This is a genomic window from Geodermatophilus sp. YIM 151500, from assembly GCF_025716945.1.
In the GTDB taxonomy this organism is placed as follows: Bacteria; Actinomycetota; Actinomycetes; order Mycobacteriales; family Geodermatophilaceae; genus YIM-151500.
This window is the reverse complement of sequence record NZ_JAOVZT010000001.1, coordinates 631014-649935: the sequence shown is the minus strand read 5'-3', so window position 1 is coordinate 649935 and position 18922 is coordinate 631014. Positions and strand designations below refer to the sequence as shown.

The window sequence follows — 18922 nt, the reverse complement described above, 5'->3', positions numbered from 1 at the left end:
GGAGCGCCGCGTCGGCGGTCACCGGGCGGCGGGCACCCTCCTGCGGCGACGGGTCCGGCCGGCGCGGCGGGCGCGGTGGGCCTCGACGAGCGCGGGCCGGTCGCGCATCAGCATCCGCCGGCCGATCACGATGACGACCCCGGCGAGGACGGCGAAGGCCGCGGTGCCGTACCAGGCGGTCGCGTACGAGGTGGCCGCGACGACGGCGCCGAAGAGCAGCGGGCCCGCCGCCGCGCCCAGCCCCATGCCGCCCTGGGTGATCGAGGTGGCCTGCGCCGCCATGCCGTGGTGCATCCGGGTGATGGCGAAGGTCGACAGGCCCGCCCACGCCCAGCCGGTGCAGTAGCCCAGCACCGCCCCCGCCGCGATGAGCGCCTCGACGCCGGTGCCGAGCAGCGCGTAGGCCATCCCGCCGAGCGCCATCTGCGCCGCCACGACCAGCAGCCACCGGGTGCGCACGCGGTCGGCCAGCCAGCCCATGACCACGCGCATGGCCGCGCCCCCGGCGCTGGCCACCGCGGCGAGCACACCAGCGGTCGACGGCGCGATGCCGGCGTCGACGGCGGTGACGACGAGGAAGGAGCCCATCGCGTTGCCGGTGCCCGCGCCCAGCGCCAGCCCCGCGGCCAGCACGAACAGCGGCGCCCGCCGGAACGGGCCGGCGGCCTCGGTCGGCTGCGACGCGGCGCGCGTCCCGAGCCGCGACGCAGAGGGCACCGACAGCAGGACGACGACGGTGAGCCCGGCGGCGATGGCGAACGCGGCCCGCCAGCCGAGCGGGATGGCGACCAGCGGGATGGCCGCGCCGGCCAGCAGCGTGGCGAGCGGGATGGCGGCCTGCTTCAGCCCGTAGGCCAGCCCCTGGCGCGGCATCGACACCGCGCGGGCGATGAGGTCGTTGCTCGCCGGCTGGCCGATGCCGTTGCCCCAGCCGGCGACGACCAGGGCGCCGACCAGCACCGCGACGTCCCGGGCGAGCAGGGCGACGACCAGCGACGCGGCGGCCAGTCCGGCCGACAGCCGGACCACGGCCACCGTGCCGACGCGGCGCACCAGCGCGCCCGCGGTGAACGCCGACACCGCCGACGTCGCGAAGAACGAGGCGACCAGCACGCCGAGCAGCGAGGGGCCGAAGCCGAGGTCCGCGCTCAGCTGCACCGAGAGCACGCCCACCAGGTAGGCCGGCAGCACGCCGACGGTGGTCACGGTGACCGCCGCGGTCGCGGCCGCCGCCGAGCCCACCGGGCGGCGGGCCCGGCCGCGGCGCGGGAGGCCGGTCACTCCCCGGGGGCGGGGGTCACGCCGCCGAGGCGGCGCCGTCGGCCAGGACGACGTCGACGAGGTGCTCGGCGATGGCCAGCGAGGAGGTCGCGGCGGGGGAGGGCGCGTTCCGGACGGCGACGACCGCGCCCTTCTGCGTGATGCGGAAGTCGTCGACCAGCCCGCCGTCGGCCTCCAGCGCCTGCGCCCGGATGCCCGCGGTCGAGGGCACCAGGTCGTCGACGGTCAGCTCGGGCACGTAGCGCCGCGCGGCCGCGGTGAAGGCCCGCTTGGACAGCGAGCCGCGCATCTCGCCGATGCCGGTGCGCCAGTGCTGCCTGGCGAACCGGCGGAAGCCGGCGTAGCGGACGATGTCGACGAGGTCCGCCGGCGAGACCGTGCGCCAGGTGTAGCCCTCGCGGGCCAGTGCGAGCACGGCGTTCGGGCCGACCAGCACCTCGCCGTCGACCCGCGGGGTCAGGTGCACCCCGAGGAACGGGTACCGCGGGTCGGGCACCGGGTAGACCAGACCGTTGACCAGCTTCCGCTTCTCGGGTGACAGCGCGTAGTACTCGCCGCGGAAGGGCACGATGCGCGGGGCGTCGACGTCGCCGGCCAGCGTCGCGAGGCGGTCGACGTGCAGCCCGGCGCACAGCAGCACCCGGTCGGCGACGACCTCCTCGCCGGAGGCTCCGCGCAGCACGACCTCCTCGTCGGTGCCGCCGGTGGTGTGCTGGATGGCCGTGACCGGGAAGCCGGTGCGGACGAGGGCGCCGCGGGCCTGCGCGTCGGCGGCCAGCTCCCGGGTGACCGCGACGTAGTCGACGATCGCGGTGGACGGCGAGTGCAGCCCGGCGATCCCGGTGACGTGCGGCTCCAGCTCGCGCAGCTCGGCGCGGTCGATGATCCGGATGCCGGGGACGCCGTTGGCGCGGGCCCGCTCGGCGATGGCCCCGAGCCGCTGCTCCTCCTCGGCGTCGAGCGCGACGAGCACCTTGCCGATCTCGTCGTAGGGCAGGCCCTTCTCGGCGCAGAACTCCTCGAGCAGGCCGACGCCGCGGCGGCACAGCGTCGCCTTCAGCGAGCCCGGCTGGTAGTAGAGGCCGGCGTGCACGACCCCGCTGTTGCGGCCGGTCTGGTGCGCGGCGAGCCGGTCCTCCTTCTCCAGGAGGGTGACGTGCGCGTCGGGCCGCAGCTCGAGCAGGCGGCGCGCGACGGCGGCGCCGATGATGCCGCCGCCGACGACGGCGTAGCGGGTCCTGCTGGCGGTGCCGGCCATGGTCCTCCCGTCCCGGTCGGGCGGCGGGGCCCCGGGCGGCTCCCGGGGTGCGGTCTCGGGCCAGGTCGGGGGCCGATACGGTGAACGTCGTGATCACGCCCACAGCGACAGGCCCCGCCGTCCGCCGTCCGTGCCAGCAGGGTAGCTCCCGGTGACCGAGCTCCGCGGTGTGCTGCCGATCACACTGACCCCGTTCACCGACGACGGCGAGGTCGACGAGCGCAGCATCGACACCCTCGTCGAGGACTACCTCGGCGCCGGCGCCCACGGCCTGACCATCCTCGGCATCATGGGTGAGGCGGCCAAGCTGCTCGACGAGGAGCGGGAGCGGGTGCTGCGCCGCTACGTCGACGCGACCGCCGGGCGGGTGCCGGTCGTGGCCGGGGTGTCGGCGCGGGCGACGCGGATGGCGCTGGACTACGCGCGGCGGGCCGAGGACGCCGGCGCCGCGGCGGTCATGCTGGCCGCGCCGGACAACGTGAAGAACCTCGACCTGGTCTTCGAGCACTTCCGGGTCGTCGCCGAGGCGGTGTCCGTGCCGGTCGTCGTCCAGGACGAGCCGGTCAACACCGGGGTGACCATGCCGGCGCCGTTCATCGTGCGGCTGCTCGACGAGATCGAGGGCTGCCGGTACCTCAAGCTCGAGGAGACCCCGACGCTGCCCAAGGTGACAGCGGTCAAGAGCAAGGCCAAGGGCCCGGTCGGCATCTTCGGCGGGCTCGGCGGCGTCTACCTGTACGAGGAGCTGCTGCGCGGCGCCGACGGCATCATGACCGGTTTCGGTTTCCCGCAGGTCCTCGTGCGCACCTACGAGCTGTTCACCGCCGGTGACCGCAAGGCGGCGCAGGAGTGGTTCTTCCGGCACCTGCCGCTGATCCGCTACGAGGCCCAGCTGGGTGTGGGCGGGGTGACCATCCGCAAGCAGGTGTTCGCCCGCCGCGGCGCGATCGCCTCGCCGCACGCGCGGTTCCCGGCCCCGCCGGTCGACGAGCTGACCCTCGCCGAGCTCGACGACCTCATCGCCGCCGTCGGCCTGTAGCCGGCGGCCCGACGACCCGGCGCCACGCCGGGAACCCGAACCCACCCCCCCTGACGGGAGGCACTCCTCCGTGCGACTGACCACCCTCCGCCTCGACGGCGCCGAGCCCGGCGCGGTCGTCCGCCCCGCGGGCGCGGCGCCGCTGCCCGCGGTCAACGACGCGTTCGGCACGTCCTGGCCGGCGACCGTGCTGGAGCTGCTGGAGGCCGGCCGGCTGGCGGAGCTGCGCGACTGGGTCGGCGGCCTGTCGGACGCGGACGCCGGCCGGCTCGACGGGCTGGTGCTGCCGCAGGACGAACTGCGCTACGCGCCGCTCTACCGGCGGCCGCGCAAGATCTGGGGCATCGGGCTGAACTACGTCGAGCACGCCGCCGACCTGTCGGAGAAGGCGCCCTCGACCGAGCCGGCCAGCTTCCTGAAGCCCGACACGTCGATCATCGGACCGGGTGACGAGATCCGGATCCCGCCGCAGTCGCAGCGGACGACGGCCGAGGGCGAGCTGGGCGTGGTCATCGGCCGGGAGTGCAAGGACGTCGAGGAGGCCGACGCGCCCTCGGTCGTCGCCGGGTTCACCACGATCGTCGACATGACCGCCGAGGACATCCTCGAGAAGAACCCGCGCTACCTCACCCGGTCGAAGAGCTTCGACACCTTCTTCAGCTTCGGCCCGGAGCTGGTCACCACCGACGAGGTGGCCGACGTCGACGCCCTCGAGGTGGCGACGATCCACAACGGGCGCGAGCACCGGCGCAACGTCGTCTCGAACATGACCTTCCGGCCGTGGTGGCTGGTCAGCTTCCACTCGAAGGTGATGACGCTGCTGCCCGGCGACATCATCTCGACCGGGACGCCCGGCGCCGTGCACATCCGCCCCGGTGACACCGCCGGCGTGACCATCACCGGCTTCCGCGACCTGTCCAACCCCGTCGCCTGATTCACCGACTACCCGGAGGACGCACGTGGACCTCGAACTGACCGGCAAGGTCGCCCTCGTCACCGCCGCCAGCAAGGGGCTGGGTCGCGCGACCGCCCGGCAGCTGGCCGCCGAGGGCGCGCGGGTGATGATCTCCGCGCGCAGCGCCGAGCAGCTGGAGAAGACCGCCGCCGAGATCGCCGAGGAGACCGGCGCGCAGGTCGAGCACTGCCCGGCCGACGTGTCGAGCGGCGACGACCTCGACCGGCTGCTCGCCGAGACCCGCGCGCGGCTCGGCGGGGTCGACGTGCTGGTGAACAACGCCGGCGGCCCGCGGCCCGGCGGCTTCGACGCGCTCGACGACGCCGCCTGGCAGGAGGCCTTCGAGCTCAACCTGCTGTCCACCGTGCGGCTGTTCCGCGGGGTCCTCGGGCACATGCGCGAGCAGGGCTGGGGCCGGATCGTCACCATCGCGTCGTCGTCGATCAAGCAGCCCATCGAGAACCTGCTGCTGTCGAACACCTACCGGGTGGCGATCCTCGGCCTGGCCAAGTCGGTCGCGCTGGAGTTCGCCCCGCACGGCGTGCTGGTCAACACGGTGGGCCCGGGCCGCATCGCCACCGACCGGGTGGCCTCGCTCGACGCGAACCGCGCCACGACCGCCGGCATCTCGGTCGAGGAGGTCCGCGCGCAGACGGAGAAGGCCATCCCGCTGGGCCGCTACGGCACCGCGGAGGAGTTCGCCAAGGTGGCCGCGTTCCTCGTCTCGGGCGCGAACACCTACCTGACCGGGCAGAACTTCCTGGTCGACGGCGGCATGGTGAAGGCGATCTGACGATGCGCATCGCCCGTTACAGCCCCGCCGGCGGCGGTCCGGCGTCCTACGGCGTCGTGGAGGGGGACGGCGACGCGGCGGCCGTCGTCCGCCTCCAGGGTGCCCCGTACGACGGCGTCCGGACGACGGAGGAGCGCACCCCGCTCACCGAGGTGAGCCTGCTGGCGCCGGTGGAGCCGAGCAAGGTCGTGGCCTTCGGCCGCAACTACGCCGAGCACGCCAAGGAGCTCGGCAACGAGGTGCCGGAGATCCCCATCGTGTTCCTCAAGCCGTCGACGTCGGTGGTCGGTCCGGACGCGCAGGTGACCTACCCGCGGCTCACGAAGGACCTGCACTTCGAGGGCGAGCTGGCGGTCGTGATCGGCCGGACCTGCAGCGCGGTCGCGCCCGAGGACGTCGACGGGTACGTGTTCGGCTACACGGTGGCCAACGACCTGACGATGCGCGACATCCAGAAGTCCGAGGGCCAGTGGACCCGCGGCAAGGGCTTTGACGGCGCCTGCCCGCTGGGGCCGTGGGTGGAGACCGAGCTGGACCCGTCCGCGCTGCCGCTGCGGTCGACGGTGAACGGCGAGGTGCGCCAGGACGGCACGACCGCCGACATGCTGCGGGACGTCGGCGCGTGCGTGTCGTGGATCAGCCAGGCGATGACCCTGCTGCCCGGCGACGTCGTGCTGACCGGCACGCCCGCGGGCGTCGGCTCGCTGCAGCGCGGGGACGAGGTCAGCGTGACCATCGACGGCATCGGCACCCTCACGACGCGGATCGCCGGGGGCTGATGCCGCCCGGCCGAGGCTGGTCCGGCGCAGGTCGTGCTCTGGGTGCGTCCGCTGGGTGCGCCGCGCACCCAGAGCACGAGCAGCGCGGGTGGGCACCGACCGGGGAGCGGGACGTCAGACGGTCGGGGTGGGGGCGAGGCCGAGGGACGTCGTCCAGAGGCGGGTGAGCGTGGCGACGAGCCGCTCCTCCTCGAAGTCGCCGTCGAGCACCAGCCAGTAGTGCACCAGCCCGCTGACCATGGCGACGAGGGCGTGCGCGCTGTACTCGGCGTCGAGGTCGGCGGCGACCAGGCCGTCGGTCTGCAATTGCTCGATGCTGTGCCGGACCCGGCCGACCATCCGTTCGCGGGCGGCCTGGCGCAGCGCACGCACCTCCGGGTCGAACGTGGTCACCTGCTCGAACAGCGCCATCAGCGCGGTGTTCTCGCGGTACATCGCCACGAAGCGGCGGTTGGCCCGCTCGACCCGCCGGACGGCCTCCTCCGCCGAGCGGGTGCCGGCCGGCGCGGGCGCATCCGCGGTGGGAGCGCCGGAGTCCGCGGTCCCGACCCGCAGGGTGTCGTACAGCTCGTCCATGGTGGCCGCCAGCAGGGCCCGGAACACGGCGGTCTTCGAGCCGAAGTACGTGTAGAAGCTTCCGTGCGCGACGCCGGCCTCGGCCGAGATGTCGGTGACCCGCGCGTCGAGGAAGCCGTCGCGCTCGAACACCACCCGGGCCGCGGCCAGCAGCCGCTCGCGCTGCCGCCGCCCGCGCTCGGTGGTCGGCAGGGTCGTCGGCGGCGCCGCCACGCCGGCGCCGGCGGGCGGCCGGGTCGGGCCGCCGGCTGCGGTGGCACCCGGGCTGGTGGGTGGCACGGTCGTCCCCCTGGGGTCGCGAGAGCGGCACCGTCCGGTCGCCGTTGACATTGACGTCGACGTCAACTTAGCTGGCGGGCGAGCCCCCCGTCATCCCCTCGTGGTCCCTCCGTGGAAGGTGCGCCTCCCCATGCCCGAGCAGCCGCCCGCCGCCCATCCCCGGGGCCTGCAGGCGCTGCTCCGCCCGCGCGGCATCGCGCTGCTGGGCATCTCCGGCCGCAGCGAGAACCTGATGTCCCGGCCGCTGCGCTACCTGGTCGACCACGGCTACGCGGGCGGCATCTACCCGGTCAACCCGAACTACGACGAACTGGTCGGGCAGCGGTGCTACCCGACGCTGGCCGACGTCCCGGGGCCGGTCGACCTGGTGCTGGTGCTGGTCGCCGCCGAGCGGGTCGAGGACGCCATCCGGCAGACCGCCGCGATCGGCGCCAGCACCGCCGTGGTCTACGCGTCCGGCTTCGCCGAGGTCGGCGCGGAGGGCGTCGCGCTGCAGCAGCGGCTGGCCGCGGTCGCGGAGGAGACCGGCGTCCGGGTGCTCGGCCCCAACTGCCAGGGCTTCCTCTACGCGCCGACCGGCGTCGTCGCGACCTTCACCGCCGCCGCCGACCGCCCGCTCGCGCACGACTCCGGCGTCGCCTACGTCGGGCAGAGCGGCGCCGTCGGCGGCTCGGTGCTCGACCTGGCCACCGACATGGGCCTGGGGCTGGCCGCCTGGGCGAGCACCGGCAACCAGGCCGACCTGGACCTGGTCGAGGTCGGCCGCGAGCTCCTGGAGGACCCGGCCGTCCGGGTGCTCATGCTGTACGTCGAGGCCACCGGCGACGGCGCCGGCTACGCCGCGCTGGCCCGGCAGGCGCGGGCCGTCGGCAAGCACCTGGTCGTCCTGCGGTCGGGCCGGTCGTCGGCCGGGCGGCGGGCCGTGGCCAGCCACACCGGGTCGATGCTCGGCGACGACGTGGCCTTCGTGCTCACCAGCCAGGAGCACGGCGTCGTCCTGGTCGACGACATCGACGAGCTGCTGTCGGTGGCCGCCGTCCTCGCGCAGGGGAGGCGGCCGGAGGGCCGGCGGATCGCCGTCGTCACGACCTCCGGCGGGGCGGGCAGCCTGGCCGCCGACCTCACCGAGGAGCTCGGCCTGGAGATGCCGGAGCTCTCGGCCGCGACGCAGGACCGACTGCGCCCGCTCATCCCGCCGTTCGGTGCGCTGGCCAACCCGGTCGACGTCACCGCGCAGCTGTTCAACCGCGGCGCGCACGCCTTCGGCGACGTGTGCCGCATCGTCGCCGACGACCCCTCGGTCGACGCGGTCGCCGTGTTCGTGACCATGGTCGTCGGTGAGGCCGGCGCCCGGCTGGCCGAGGACCTGGTCACCACCGCCCGCTCGCTGCCGGTGCCGCTGCTGGTCGGGTGGATCGCCGGGCAGGAGCTCACCGTCGAGGGGCGCGCGGCGTTCAAGGAGGCGGGCATCCCGGTCTTCGGCTCGGTCGGCGACATCGCGCGCTGCGCCGCCCGGATGGCCCCGCCGCCGCACCGCGGCACGCCGCCGGTGCTGCCGGCCGCGCCGGACGTGCCGGCCGACGAGGTGCGGCGGCTGGTCGCGACGTCGCCGGTCGACGGCCCGGCGCTGCTCCGCGCGATCGGCATCGCGCAGCCGTCGTCCACGCTGGTCACCACGGCCGAGGAGGCGGAGAAGGCGGTCGCCTCCCTGGACGGGCCGGGCGTGCTCAAGCTCGAGGCCGGCGACCTGGCGCACAAGAGCGACGTGGGCGGGGTCCGAGTCGGCGTCCGGACGGAGGAGGCCGCGCAGGTCTTCGCCGAGCTGACGGCCGCCGCGCGGCGGCACCGGGTGCCCGACGTCGCCGGAGTCCTGGTGCAGGAGCTGATCCCCCCGGGCACCGAGCTGATCCTCGGCGCGACCGCCGGACGCGACGGATTCCCGCCGGTCATCACCGTCGGCCTGGGCGGGGTGACCACCGAGCTGTACCGCGACATCGCCTCCGCCCTCGCCCCGGTTCCGCCGGAGAAGGCGTGGGAGATGCTGCGCGGCCTCAAGGCCTGGCCGCTGCTCGCCGGGTTCCGCGGCGCCGAGCCCGCCGACGTGCCTGCCGCCGTCGACGCCGTCGTCCGGCTCTCCCGGGCCGTGGTCGCCGGCGGCGACCGGCTCGCCGAGCTCGAGGTCAACCCGCTCATCGTCGCCGGGCGGGGGCGCGGTGCCGCCGCCGTCGACGTGCTCGTGCGCACCACCACCGGACCGAAGGCGCCGCTCGGGGAGTAGCGCCACCGGCAGCACCGCCGGGCGAGCAGGTCGCACCGGCGTGACCGACCGAGAGGGACAGACGTGGGACAGGTCCACCTGGACAAGCAGGGCGGCATCGCCGTGCTCACCGTCGACAACCACGACGTCAAGAACGGCCTGACGCCGGAGATGGGCATGCAGCTCTCCGCGCTGTGCGAGGAGGTCGACGCCGACCCGGCGATCGGCGCGGCGGTGGTCCGCGGCGCCGGCGGCACGTTCTGCTCCGGTGCCGACCGGCGGCGCTGGACGCCGGGCGCCGACCAGGCCGAGGACACGACCTATAAGGAGCTCGGCGCGGTCTACTCCGCCTTCCGCCGGGTGGGCACGCTGGCGGTGCCGACCATCGCCGCCGTCCGCGGCGCCGCGGTGGGCGCCGGGATCAACCTGGCGCTCGCCACCGACCTGCGCATCGTCAGCGAGACCGCCCGGCTCCTCGCCGGCTTCCTGCGCATCGGGCTGCACCCCGGCGGCGGCTACTTCACCATCTCCAGCCGCACCGCCGGCCGCGAGGCGACCGCGGCGATGGGCCTGTTCAGCGAGGAGATCAGCGGCACGCGGGCCGCCGAGATCGGGCTGGCCTGGCGCGCGGTGCCCGACGAGGAGGTCGAGGACCTCGCGATGGAGCTGGCCGGCCGCGCGGCGAAGGACCCCGAGCTGGCCCGGGAGGCGGCGCGGTCGTTCCGCACCGAGGCCGGCCCGCCGGGGATCGGCTGGGAGGCGGCCCTGCACTTCGAGCGGGCCACGCAGATGTGGTCGCAGCGCCGCCGCGAGACGGCCTGACCGGCCCGGTCGACCCAGGGAGCGCCCCGCATGCACTTCGCCGTCACGTCGCTGACCGCCGCCGAGGAGGCGCTGCGCGCCGAGGTGCGCGAGTTCCTCGCCGCCGAGCTGCCGGCCGGTTCGCGGCCGGCGCTGGGCTTCGCCGGCCGGCACGCCCCGGAGTTCTCCAGGAAGCTGGCCGCCCGCGGCTGGGTGGGCATGGCGATCCCGCCCGAGTACGGCGGGCACGGCCGCAGCGCGGTCGACCGGTTCGTCGTCGCCGAGGAGCTGCTGGCCGCCGGCGCGCCGATCGGCGCGCACTTCGTCGCCGACCGGCAGACCGGGCCGACGCTGCTGCAGTTCGGGACCGAGGAGCAGCGCCGCCGCTTCCTGCCCGGCATCGCGGCCGGCGAGATCTACTTCAGCCTCGGGATGAGCGAGCCCGACTCGGGCTCCGACCTGGCCTCGGTGCGCACCCGGGCGACGAGGGTCGAGGGCGGCTGGCGGGTCACCGGCACCAAGGTGTGGACCAGCGAGGCGCACCGGAACCACTGGTTCGCCGTGCTCTGCCGCACGTCCCCGCCGGAGGAGGGCAGCAAGCACGCCGGCCTGTCGCAGCTGATCGTCGACCTGCACGCCGACGGGGTGCGCGTCTCGCCGATCCCGTACCTCGACGGGTCGCACCACTTCAACGAGGTGGCGCTGGAGGACGTGTTCGTCCCCGACGAGATGGTCCTCGGCGAGCTGGGCAGCGGCTGGCAGCAGGTGACCAGCGAGCTGGCCTACGAGCGCAGCGGTCCCGACCGCTGGCTGTCGACGTTCCCCCTGCTGCGCGAGTGGCTGCGCGAGGGTCCGGGGCGCGACGCCGGCAAGCACGCCACGGACGACGAGGCCGTCGTGCTCGGCCGGCTGGCCTCGCGCTACCGGGCCATCCGGCAGATGTCGCTGTCGGTGGCCCGCGCGCTGGACGCCGGGGAGGCGCCCGCGGTGGAGGCGGCGCTGGTCAAGGAGATCGGCACCCGCTTCGAGCAGGAGGTGGTCGAGGCGCTGCGGGCCGCTGTCGAGACCGAGCTGGACGCCGGGTCGGCCTCGCTGTTCGAGGCGCTGCTCGCCGAGGCGGTGCTGACCGCGCCGTCGTACACGCTGCGGGGCGGCACCAACGAGATCCTGCGCGGGGTCGCGGCGAAGGGACTGGGTCGATGAGTGACGACCGCTCGATGCTGGTCGAGGTCGCGACCGGCCTGTTCGGCGATCTGTGCACGCCCGAGGACGTCGTCGCCGCGGAGGGCTCCGGCTGGTCGGCGCGGCTGTGGGACGCGCTGGCCGAGTCCGGCTTCCCGTACGTGTCAGTGCCCGAGGAGGCCGGCGGGTCGGGGGGCGACGTCGCCGACGCCTGCGCGCTGCTCGCGGTCGCCGGCCGGTTCGCCGCGCCGGTGCCGCTGGCCGAGGCCGGGCTGCTCGGCGGCTGGGCGCTCGGCGCGGCCGGGCTGGAGCTGCCGGAGGGGCCGCTGTCGGTGGCGGTGGGCCGGCCCGACGACACGGTGTCGCTCACCGGCGGGCCCGGCTCGTGGTCGTTGTCGGCGCGGGTGCACCGGGTGCCGTGGGGCGGTCGGGCCGAGCGGGTGGTGCTGCTGGCGCCGTCCGGCGGGAGCACGTACGTGGTGTCGGCGCCGACGTCGTCGGCGTCGGTGACGCCGGGGCGCAACCTCGCGGACGAGCCGCGCGACACCCTGACCTGGGACGGCGGGGCGCTGCCCGACGACGCCGTGGCCGAGGCGCCGCCTGGGGTGCACGCCGACGCCTTGCGGCTGCGCGGCGCCCTGGCCCGGGCGGCGCTGATCTCCGGCGCGCTGGCCCGGGTCAGCGACCTGACGGTCCGCTACACCGGCGAGCGGCACCAGTTCGGCCGGCCGGTGGCCCGCTTCCAGGCGGTGCAGGCGCACCTGGTGACCATCGCCGAGGAGGCGCAGCTGGCGCAGCTCGCCGTCCAGGTGGCGGCCGGCAACGCGCGGCCCGACCCGTCGTTCGCCGACGTCGCCTCGGCGAAGGCGGTGGCGTCGGAGGCGGCGACGACGGCGGCCCGGCACTCGCACCAGGCGCACGGCGCGATCGGGATGACCAAGGAGTACGAGCTGGGCCAGCTGTCGCGGCGGCTGTGGTCGTGGCGCGACGAGTTCGGCTCCGAGCGCTGGTGGAACCGCGAGCTGGGCCGGCGGCTGGCCGAGGCCGGCGCCGACGAGCTGTGGCCGCGGATCTCGACCGGGTTGGTGACGGCGTGAGCGCCGGGCGGGACGCGCACTGGGACGTCGCCGTCGTGGGGGCCGGCACCGCCGGGCTCGCCGCGGCGACCGAGGCCGCGGGCGCGGGGCTGGACGTCGCCGTGTTCGACCAGCTGGCGCCGGGCGGGCAGCTGGTCAACCTGACCGCGGTGCACGGCGTGCCGGGCTTCACCGGCTCCGGCCCGGACCTGATGGCCCGGCTGGTCGAGCGGGCGGAGGCCGCCGGGGTGGCGGTCCGGTACGCGCAGGTGACGCGGGTGCACGGCGAGGGGCCGCTGCGGCTGGACACCGCCGACGGCGAGATCACCGCCGACGCCGTCGTCGTGGCCACCGGCCTCGGGCCCGGGCGGCTGGGGCTGCCCGGCGAGGCGGAGCTGGCCGGGCGCGGGGTGTCGACGTGCGCCGGGTGCGACGGGCCGCTGTTCCGCGGCGCGCCGGTGGCCGTGGTCGGCGACGACGAGTGGACCGCCGAGGAGGCGCTCGAGCTGGCCGGCCTGGCGTCGGCGGTGACGGTGCTGGTGCCGGGGGAGCCGCGGTGGTCGGCGTCCCGGGCGGCGCGGCTGGCGGCCGTGGAGAACGTCGAGGTGCTCGCCGGCGCGTCGGTCGTGGGGTTGCGCGGCGAGGGCGTGCTGTCGGGCGTCGTCGTCCGGACCGTCGACGGCGAGCGGGAGCTGACGGTGCGCGGGGTGTTCCCCTACGTCGGGCGACGCGGACCGGAGGCGTTGGTCGAGGGGCTGCCGGTCGACGGGGCGGGCCGGCTGGTCGCCGAGCAGGGCGGCCGGACCGCCGTCCGGAACCTGTTCGTGGCCGGCGACGCGCGCGCCGGTGCGGTCGAGGAGCTGCCGGCGGCGGAGGCCGACGGCGCGGCCGCGGGGCGGGCGGCCGTGGCGGCGCTGCGGTCGGGCGCCGGACCCACGCCGGCTGCTGCGCCGCCGGCCGGCGGGCTGCGCGTGGTCGACCCGACCCACGGGGTGCCGCCGGCCGACGAGGCGGCGGCGATGGCGAGCGGGGGCACCGCGGACTGGTCGCAGGTGGCGTTGTTCAGCAACTCCAAGCCGAACGCGACCGAGCTGCTGCAGGGCCTGGGTGCGCGGTTGCAGGAGCACTGGGCGCTGCCCGAGCTGGGGTTCGCGAGCAAGCCGAACGCGTCGGTGGCCGCCGACAAGGACACCATCGACTGGCTGTCCGAGCGGTTCAAGATGGTGCTGGTCGCGGTCGGTGATTAGGGCTCGTGCTCGTCGTGGAGTCTCCACGACTCGGTGCAGCTGGAGAAGCGCGGCGTGGTGGCGCCGCTGGTGGTGACCGAGAGCTTCCTGCCGCTGGTGCGCGCGCAGGCGCAGGCGCAGCGGGTGTCGCCGCGGTTCGTCGTCGTGCCGCACCCGGTGGGCGGGCTGAACGAGGCCGAGCTCGCGTCGCGGGTCGAGGCCGCGACGGGGGAGCTGCTGGCGGTGGCCGACGAGGCGCGGGGGTCGTCGTGACGGGGGTGCGATCGTGAGCGCGGTGCTGGACCTGCCGGGCATCACCGAGGACGACTGGCAGGACGAGGCGCTGCGGCGCGGCTGGGGCGACGGGCTGCCGCTGGTCGCGCCGACGCCGGCCCGGGTGGAGGCGGCGCTGCGCGCGTTGGACGGCGTCGAGCTGGAGCTCGGTCCGCTGCCGCCGTCCGGGCTGGTGCCGACGCCTGAGAGCTTCGCGGCCAACTGCGTGATGGCCGGCTGCCGGCCGGCCGACGTGCCGGTGGTGCTCGCCGCGGTGCGGGCGCTGCAGGCGCCCGAGTACAACCTGCACGGCGTGCTGGCGACGACGCACCCGTGCGCGCCGCTGGTGGTCGTGTCCGGGCCGGTGCGCACCGCGCTGCGGGTCAACTGCGGCACGAACTGCTTCGGCCAGGGCACGCGGGCCAACGCGGTGATCGGCCGGGCGGTGCAGCTGGTGACGACGAACATCGGCGGCGCGCGGCCGGGCTCGATGGACCGCTCGACGCAGGGCGGGCCGGCGAAGTACACGTTCTGCTTCGGCGAGAACGAGGAGGAGAGCCCGTTCGAGCCGTACTCGGCGCGGCGCGGCTTCGCGCCCGGCGAGTCGGTGGTGACGGTGGCGGCCACGGAGGGCCCGCACAACGTCAACGACCACGGCGGGACGTCGGCCGAGGACCTGCTGCTGACCATCTCCGGGGTGATGGCGCAGCCGGGGTCGAACAACGTGTACGTGAAGGGTCCGCACTTCCTGGTGCTGGGGCCGGAGCACGCGGCGACCCTGGCGCGCGACGGGTGGACGGTGCCGGCGCTGCAGCAGCGGCTGTGGGAGCAGGCGCGGATCCCGGTGGCGAAGGTGTCGGCGAACAACCGCAAGCAGTTCGAGGACTGGGGGGTCGTGCCCGACGGCGACGCGTACACGGTGAGCACCGGTCCGGAGCAGCTGCACGTACTGGTGGCCGGGGGAGCGGGGAAGCACTCGGCGTGGATCCCGTCGTTCGGGGCGACGGCGGCGGTGTCGCGGGCCGTGCCGGCATGACCGAGCGCGGCCCGGTGGCGGCGTGACGGCGGCGCCCGACGGATCGCCGGCGTGACGGCCGCGCCGGACGGGCCGCCGGCGTGACGGCCGCGCCGGACGGGCCGCCGGCGTGACGGCCGCGCCGGACGGAGCGCCGGCGTGACCGGTCCGACCGGCCTGCCGGTCGTGGCCGACGACGCCGACCCGGTCGAGGTGTTGGAGCGGCTGCTCGAGGCCGGGCACGGCGACGGGCTGCCGGTTGTGCCGCCGACCCGCGCGCGGCTGGCCGCGATGCTCGCCGACGTGGAGGCGCCGGACCTGGTGTACGGCCGGGTGCCGGCGCTGGGCGGCGACCTGACCGCGCGGGCGGTTGCCTGGTACGCGGTGCTGGCCGGGTGCCGGCCGGCGGAGCTGCCGGTGGTGGTGGCCGCGGCGCGGTCGGCCCTGGACGCCGGGGTGAACCTGCTGGGGATGTCGACCACGACCGGGGCGGCCGCGGTGGGCGTGCTGGTGCACGGCCCCGTGGCGGCGCGGCTCGGGATGACCTCGCGAGGCAACGGGCTCGGGCCGGGCAGCCGGGCCAACGTGTGCGTCGGTCGGGCGGTGGCACTGGCGCTGGCCGGGATCGGCGGGGCGACGAGTGGACTCACCGACATGTCGACCCATGGACAACCCGCCAAGTTGACCTGCTGCACGGCGGAGGGCGAGGACGGCCCGTGGCCGTCGCTGGCCGCGCGGCGGGGAGTCAGCGGCGACGCGGTGACGGTGCTCGGCGTGGCCGGGACGGTCGAGGTGCTGCCGGGCCTGGGGTACCGGGACGCCGAGACGCTGCTGGCCCCGGTCGCGGCGGCGCTGGCCGCGGTGGGGTTGGCGGCGGGAGACCCTCGGCGGGCGGCGCAGTACGACTCGGTGCTGCTGCTGCCGCCGGAGCTGGCGGGCTTCCTGGCCGACCGCGGCTGGGGCCCGGACGAGATCGCGCGGCACCTGTTCGACCGGGGCGGCGCGCAGCTGCGGGCGGGTGCGGCGGAGCTGGTGGCGTCGCTGGCGTCGGGGTCGGCGCGGTCCGCTTCGACGTCGTCCGGGTCGGTGCGGTCCGGGTCGGCGTCGTCCGGCGGCGGGTTCCCGACCGATCCCGCGGTGCTCGAGGGGCTGGCGGTGGCGCCGTCGCCGTCCGACCTGCACCTGGTGGTGACCGGCGGCGTGGGCGTGAAGATGCTGCTGCTCCCCGGCTGGTCGGGTGGCACCCGGTCGGTGACGGCGCCGGTGGTGCCGCTGTAGCCGGTCAGCCCTGCGCCGGTCACCCCCGCGTACCGGTCAGCCCGGCGCCGGCCCGTCGAGGAGGAACGGCACACCGGCGCGGTCGCACAGGCCGCGGATGCGCTCGACGAGCGCGTCGGGCACGGGGATGCCGGTGCGGGCGCGCTCGGCCCGGCTGATCGCCTCCGGATCGCCGGCGACGAGGACGGGGAGGTCGGGGTCGGCCGGCGGGGTGTCGTGGAGGACGTCGACGACCGCGTCGAGGTCGGCGGTGAAGTCGTCGCCGTCCCGGAACAGGTGCGGGTCGAGAGCCATGAAGAAGTGGCCGATGTCGGCGGGACCGCCGGGCTCGCGGAGCGGCCCGAAGGAGGAGCCGGTGAGGACCCCGGCGAGGATCTGGACGGCGACGCCGAGGCCGTAGCCCTTGTGGCTGCCCTTGTCGGCCTCGCCGCCGAGCGCGGTGAGGCCGCCCTCGGTGGAGTCGTTGATCTGGCGGACCGCGGCGGCGGGGTCGGTGACCGACCGGCCGGCGCCGTCGAGCACCCAGCCGGTGGGCAGCGGGCGGTCGTTGAGCTCGTAGACCCTGACCTTGTTGACGGCGACCGTTGTGGTCGACATGTCGAGCAGGAACGGTGGCCGGCCGGGTCCGGTGGGCGCGGCGAACGCGATCGGGTTGGTGCCGAGGCGGGGGAGGGCGCCGCGGGTGGGGACGCCGACGATCTGCCGCGTGGTCGTGGTGACGAGGCCGAGCATGCCCTGGTCGGCGGCGATGGCGGCGTAGTGGCCGGCGGCGCCGAAGTGGTGCGAGTTGCGGACGCCGACCAGGCCGACGCCGGCCTCGCGGGCCTTGTCGACGGCGAGCCGCATGCCCATGGCGGCGGCGGGGTGGCCGAGGCCGGCGCGACCGTCCACCAGGGCGGAGACGGCGGATTCCCTGACGACTGCGGGCCGGGCGGCGGGTTGCAGTTCGCCGCGGCGGAGGAGCGTCTCGTACGTGGTGAGCATCTGGATGCCGTGCGAGTCGATGCCGGCGAGGTCGGTGTCGACCATGACGGCGGCGGTGGTCTCGACCAGGTCGTCGGGCATGCCCCAGGCGCTGAGCACGGAGGTGACCTGGCGGTGGAGCAGGTCGGCGGGGAAGCGCCGGGAGGCCGGCCGTGCGTCGCTCACCGGCGCTCACCGGAGGTGCCGGTCGCGGGCGTGCGGGACGGCGCAGTGCTCACGTTCTCTCCCGTGGTGCGTGGCGGCTGTGGTGCGGAACGGTGGCGGGTGGGCTCTCCCCACAGTTTCGCCAAGCCGTCCCGGAGGTCGACTGGGAGGTCCGGTGAGCCGTGTCGGTGCCGCGGGCCGGCATGTGCGGTCAGCGGTAGGGGTCGACGAGGACGGGCCGGGCCTGGAGGACGGAGAAGGTGTCGGCCGGGCCGTCGGTCGTGGTGGTGCCGGGGATGGCGGTCGAGGGACCGCCGTCGATGGAGAAGTCACCGGCCCACGTGACCGTGAGCGACGCGGTGTAGGTGCCCGACCGGTAGTCGTGGGTGATGGTGTGGTCGGGGTAGGGCGCGCCCGGGTCGGTCGTGGTGATGGTCGGTCGGGCCGGGTCACCGGTGCGCCAGGTGAACTCGACGGCACGGGCGTCGATGACCACGTCGAAGCCGCGCACGTCGACGGTGAAGGTCTGCGTCGTCGGGGCGTCGGTGTAGAAGATCACCGGCAGGTTGCTCAGGCCGTTGCCCGGCGGCTGGTGTCGTGCCGCCAGTTGGGGCAGCGGCAGGCGGCGGAAGTAGCTGTAGACCTCGCCCGGACTCGGCGGCGGGTTGAGCACGGTGATGTCCAAGCACCCGCGCCTGACTTCCGTCCAGGCGCCCATCGGGGAACCAGGTTGAAGACCAGATGGTGGGACGAGACCGTCTGCCACTGTGCCATCAGGGCGAACAATGGGTCGCCGCTCAAGCACTAGGTATCTGACAACACGTCCGGGCGGCTCAGGACATGACTGGAAGTTCGTGGCTGAACAGCCGCCTCTCTCTGCATCGGAGATGGTGCACATGTGTTGCAGGCGCCATTGATAGTCGGCGATTTGATCGTCACCCTGCTTGTATAATTGCCCGGCGATGTCACGGGACAGGTTTACCGTTGCGGAGCCATGCTTTAAATCGACCTCGGGACATGAGCTAAATGGGCAGGCAAGCGCAATGTCGGCGGGTAGGACAGTCAATCCTGCTATGGTCGATACGGCCAAGGCGACACGACGCAGTGATCTCGTCATCCGATCGTTAACTTGCTCACTAGCCAGGACTCATCCGTAGGCGACCAGACCACGCCGAGACCCGAGGACAACGCCTCCTGCGCCGGGTACTGAAGGCCGGCGATGGGCGTCCCTGTCATTCCATACGCGGCGGCCGCTTCGGCGCGGGCTATGAAGGCAATCTCCGCCTCATTGGGTGATGCCTTCGTCCCAAGATCGCTTGTAATTGAGAGTTGTCCGCCTTCTAGTTTGTATCCCGCCGCCGCGGCGTCATCGAACCGCTGCGCAATTACATGACACTCCCTGCAGTCAGGACCGAGGTCGCGGAGCGGCTGACCGTCCGGAACAGCTTGCTGACGGTTGATGAGCTCGATGTAGTAGCGGAGGAAGGCCTCGGCGCCGGCTTCGTCCTGAGTACGGGCCTCGTCGGGGACCGGGAAATCCGGAGGGCCGAGCGGCGGCAGCTCCTCCTCCGTGGGGGACGCGGATGCCGACGTCGGTGCGGCGTCGACCGCGGCCGGCTGCTGCGGCGCCTCGCTGCAGCCGGTCAGCACCAGGACGGCAGCCGCGAAGCCGAGCACGGCCAGCCGTCGAGGTTGCTGCCCTGCCCGGAGTCGGTGATCACGCACG

At 75.0% G+C, this 18922-nt stretch carries 18 protein-coding genes; 12 read left to right on the top strand and 6 right to left on the bottom strand.

The features are described 5' to 3' along the window. Nucleotides 1–18: 18 nt before the first annotated feature. Entirely contained in the window at nucleotides 19–1206 is a 1188-nt protein-coding gene (locus tag OF117_RS02970; RefSeq protein WP_263551295.1) for an MFS transporter, read from the bottom strand. A 91-nt stretch (nucleotides 1207–1297) separates the two neighbouring features. Then, on the bottom strand, nucleotides 1298–2539 hold the full coding sequence (gene lhgO / locus OF117_RS02965; RefSeq protein WP_263551294.1) for an L-2-hydroxyglutarate oxidase: 1242 nt from the start codon (nucleotides 2537–2539) through the stop codon (nucleotides 1298–1300). 151 nt (nucleotides 2540–2690) lie between these two features. Between lhgO and OF117_RS02960 the strand changes: the two genes are divergently transcribed. The 4 genes from OF117_RS02960 to OF117_RS02945 all read left to right on the top strand — a co-directional run bounded on the left by OF117_RS02960 (nucleotide 2691) and on the right by OF117_RS02945 (nucleotide 6105). Then, nucleotides 2691–3578 carry a dihydrodipicolinate synthase family protein gene (locus tag OF117_RS02960; protein WP_263551293.1) on the top strand — a complete coding sequence of 296 codons (888 nt, stop codon included), beginning with the start codon at nucleotides 2691–2693 and terminating at the stop codon, nucleotides 3576–3578. 70 nt (nucleotides 3579–3648) lie between these two features. Then, nucleotides 3649–4512, top strand: a complete 864-nt coding sequence (locus OF117_RS02955) for a fumarylacetoacetate hydrolase family protein (protein ID WP_263551292.1) — start codon at nucleotides 3649–3651, stop codon at nucleotides 4510–4512. Nucleotides 4513–4537: 25 nt separating this feature from the next. Beyond that, nucleotides 4538–5326, top strand: a complete 789-nt coding sequence (locus OF117_RS02950) for an SDR family oxidoreductase (protein WP_263551291.1) — start codon at nucleotides 4538–4540, stop codon at nucleotides 5324–5326. A 2-nt stretch (nucleotides 5327–5328) separates the two neighbouring features. Next, on the top strand, nucleotides 5329–6105 hold the full coding sequence (locus tag OF117_RS02945) for a fumarylacetoacetate hydrolase family protein (RefSeq protein WP_263551290.1): 777 nt from the start codon (nucleotides 5329–5331) through the stop codon (nucleotides 6103–6105). A 114-nt stretch (nucleotides 6106–6219) separates the two neighbouring features. Here OF117_RS02945 and OF117_RS02940 read toward each other — a convergent pair whose 3' ends face one another. After that, nucleotides 6220–6960 (bottom strand): TetR/AcrR family transcriptional regulator, encoded by a 741-nt coding sequence (locus OF117_RS02940; protein ID WP_263551289.1) that lies wholly within the window; start codon nucleotides 6958–6960, stop codon nucleotides 6220–6222. Between the two features lie 130 nt (nucleotides 6961–7090). On the opposite strand from OF117_RS02940, the gene OF117_RS02935 reads away from it, so the two are divergent. The 8 genes from OF117_RS02935 to OF117_RS02900 all read left to right on the top strand — a co-directional run bounded on the left by OF117_RS02935 (nucleotide 7091) and on the right by OF117_RS02900 (nucleotide 16068). Beyond that, nucleotides 7091–9238: an acetate--CoA ligase family protein gene (locus OF117_RS02935; RefSeq protein WP_263551288.1), complete on the top strand. Its 2148-nt coding sequence runs from the start codon at nucleotides 7091–7093 to the stop codon at nucleotides 9236–9238. Nucleotides 9239–9301: 63 nt separating this feature from the next. Continuing rightward, entirely contained in the window at nucleotides 9302–10039 is a 738-nt protein-coding gene (locus OF117_RS02930) for an enoyl-CoA hydratase/isomerase family protein (RefSeq protein ID WP_263551287.1), read from the top strand. Between the two features lie 30 nt (nucleotides 10040–10069). Then, the gene (locus OF117_RS02925; protein WP_263551286.1) at nucleotides 10070–11221 is read left to right on the top strand and encodes an acyl-CoA dehydrogenase family protein; all 1152 of its coding nucleotides are present in this window, start codon (nucleotides 10070–10072) and stop codon (nucleotides 11219–11221) included. Beyond that, nucleotides 11218–12297, top strand: coding sequence for an acyl-CoA dehydrogenase family protein (locus tag OF117_RS02920; RefSeq protein WP_263551285.1), 1080 nt, complete (start codon nucleotides 11218–11220; stop codon nucleotides 12295–12297). The genes OF117_RS02925 and OF117_RS02920 overlap by 4 nt, the downstream gene beginning before the upstream one ends. Next, complete coding sequence (locus OF117_RS02915; protein ID WP_263551284.1) at nucleotides 12294–13523, top strand: NAD(P)/FAD-dependent oxidoreductase; 1230 nt, start codon at nucleotides 12294–12296, stop codon at nucleotides 13521–13523. Before OF117_RS02920 ends, OF117_RS02915 begins: the two co-directional genes overlap by 4 nt. Nucleotides 13524–13556: 33 nt before the next feature. Further along, on the top strand, nucleotides 13557–13775 hold the full coding sequence (locus tag OF117_RS02910) for a hypothetical protein (protein ID WP_263551283.1): 219 nt from the start codon (nucleotides 13557–13559) through the stop codon (nucleotides 13773–13775). A 13-nt stretch (nucleotides 13776–13788) separates the two neighbouring features. Further along, nucleotides 13789–14811, top strand: a complete 1023-nt coding sequence (locus OF117_RS02905; protein ID WP_263551282.1) for a hypothetical protein — start codon at nucleotides 13789–13791, stop codon at nucleotides 14809–14811. Nucleotides 14812–14949: 138 nt separating this feature from the next. After that, nucleotides 14950–16068: a hypothetical protein gene (locus OF117_RS02900; RefSeq protein WP_263551281.1), complete on the top strand. Its 1119-nt coding sequence runs from the start codon at nucleotides 14950–14952 to the stop codon at nucleotides 16066–16068. A 36-nt stretch (nucleotides 16069–16104) separates the two neighbouring features. On the opposite strand, the gene OF117_RS02895 is transcribed toward OF117_RS02900, so the two are convergent. The 3 genes from OF117_RS02895 to OF117_RS02885 all read right to left on the bottom strand — a co-directional run bounded on the left by OF117_RS02895 (nucleotide 16105) and on the right by OF117_RS02885 (nucleotide 18921). Beyond that, nucleotides 16105–17217, bottom strand: a complete 1113-nt coding sequence (locus tag OF117_RS02895) for an Ldh family oxidoreductase (protein ID WP_263551280.1) — start codon at nucleotides 17215–17217, stop codon at nucleotides 16105–16107. Between the two features lie 190 nt (nucleotides 17218–17407). Next, nucleotides 17408–17881 carry a hypothetical protein gene (locus OF117_RS02890; protein ID WP_263551279.1) on the bottom strand — a complete coding sequence of 158 codons (474 nt, stop codon included), beginning with the start codon at nucleotides 17879–17881 and terminating at the stop codon, nucleotides 17408–17410. A 428-nt stretch (nucleotides 17882–18309) separates the two neighbouring features. Beyond that, nucleotides 18310–18921 (bottom strand): DUF6318 family protein, encoded by a 612-nt coding sequence (locus tag OF117_RS02885; protein ID WP_263551278.1) that lies wholly within the window; start codon nucleotides 18919–18921, stop codon nucleotides 18310–18312. Nucleotide 18922: the final 1 nt, after the last annotated feature.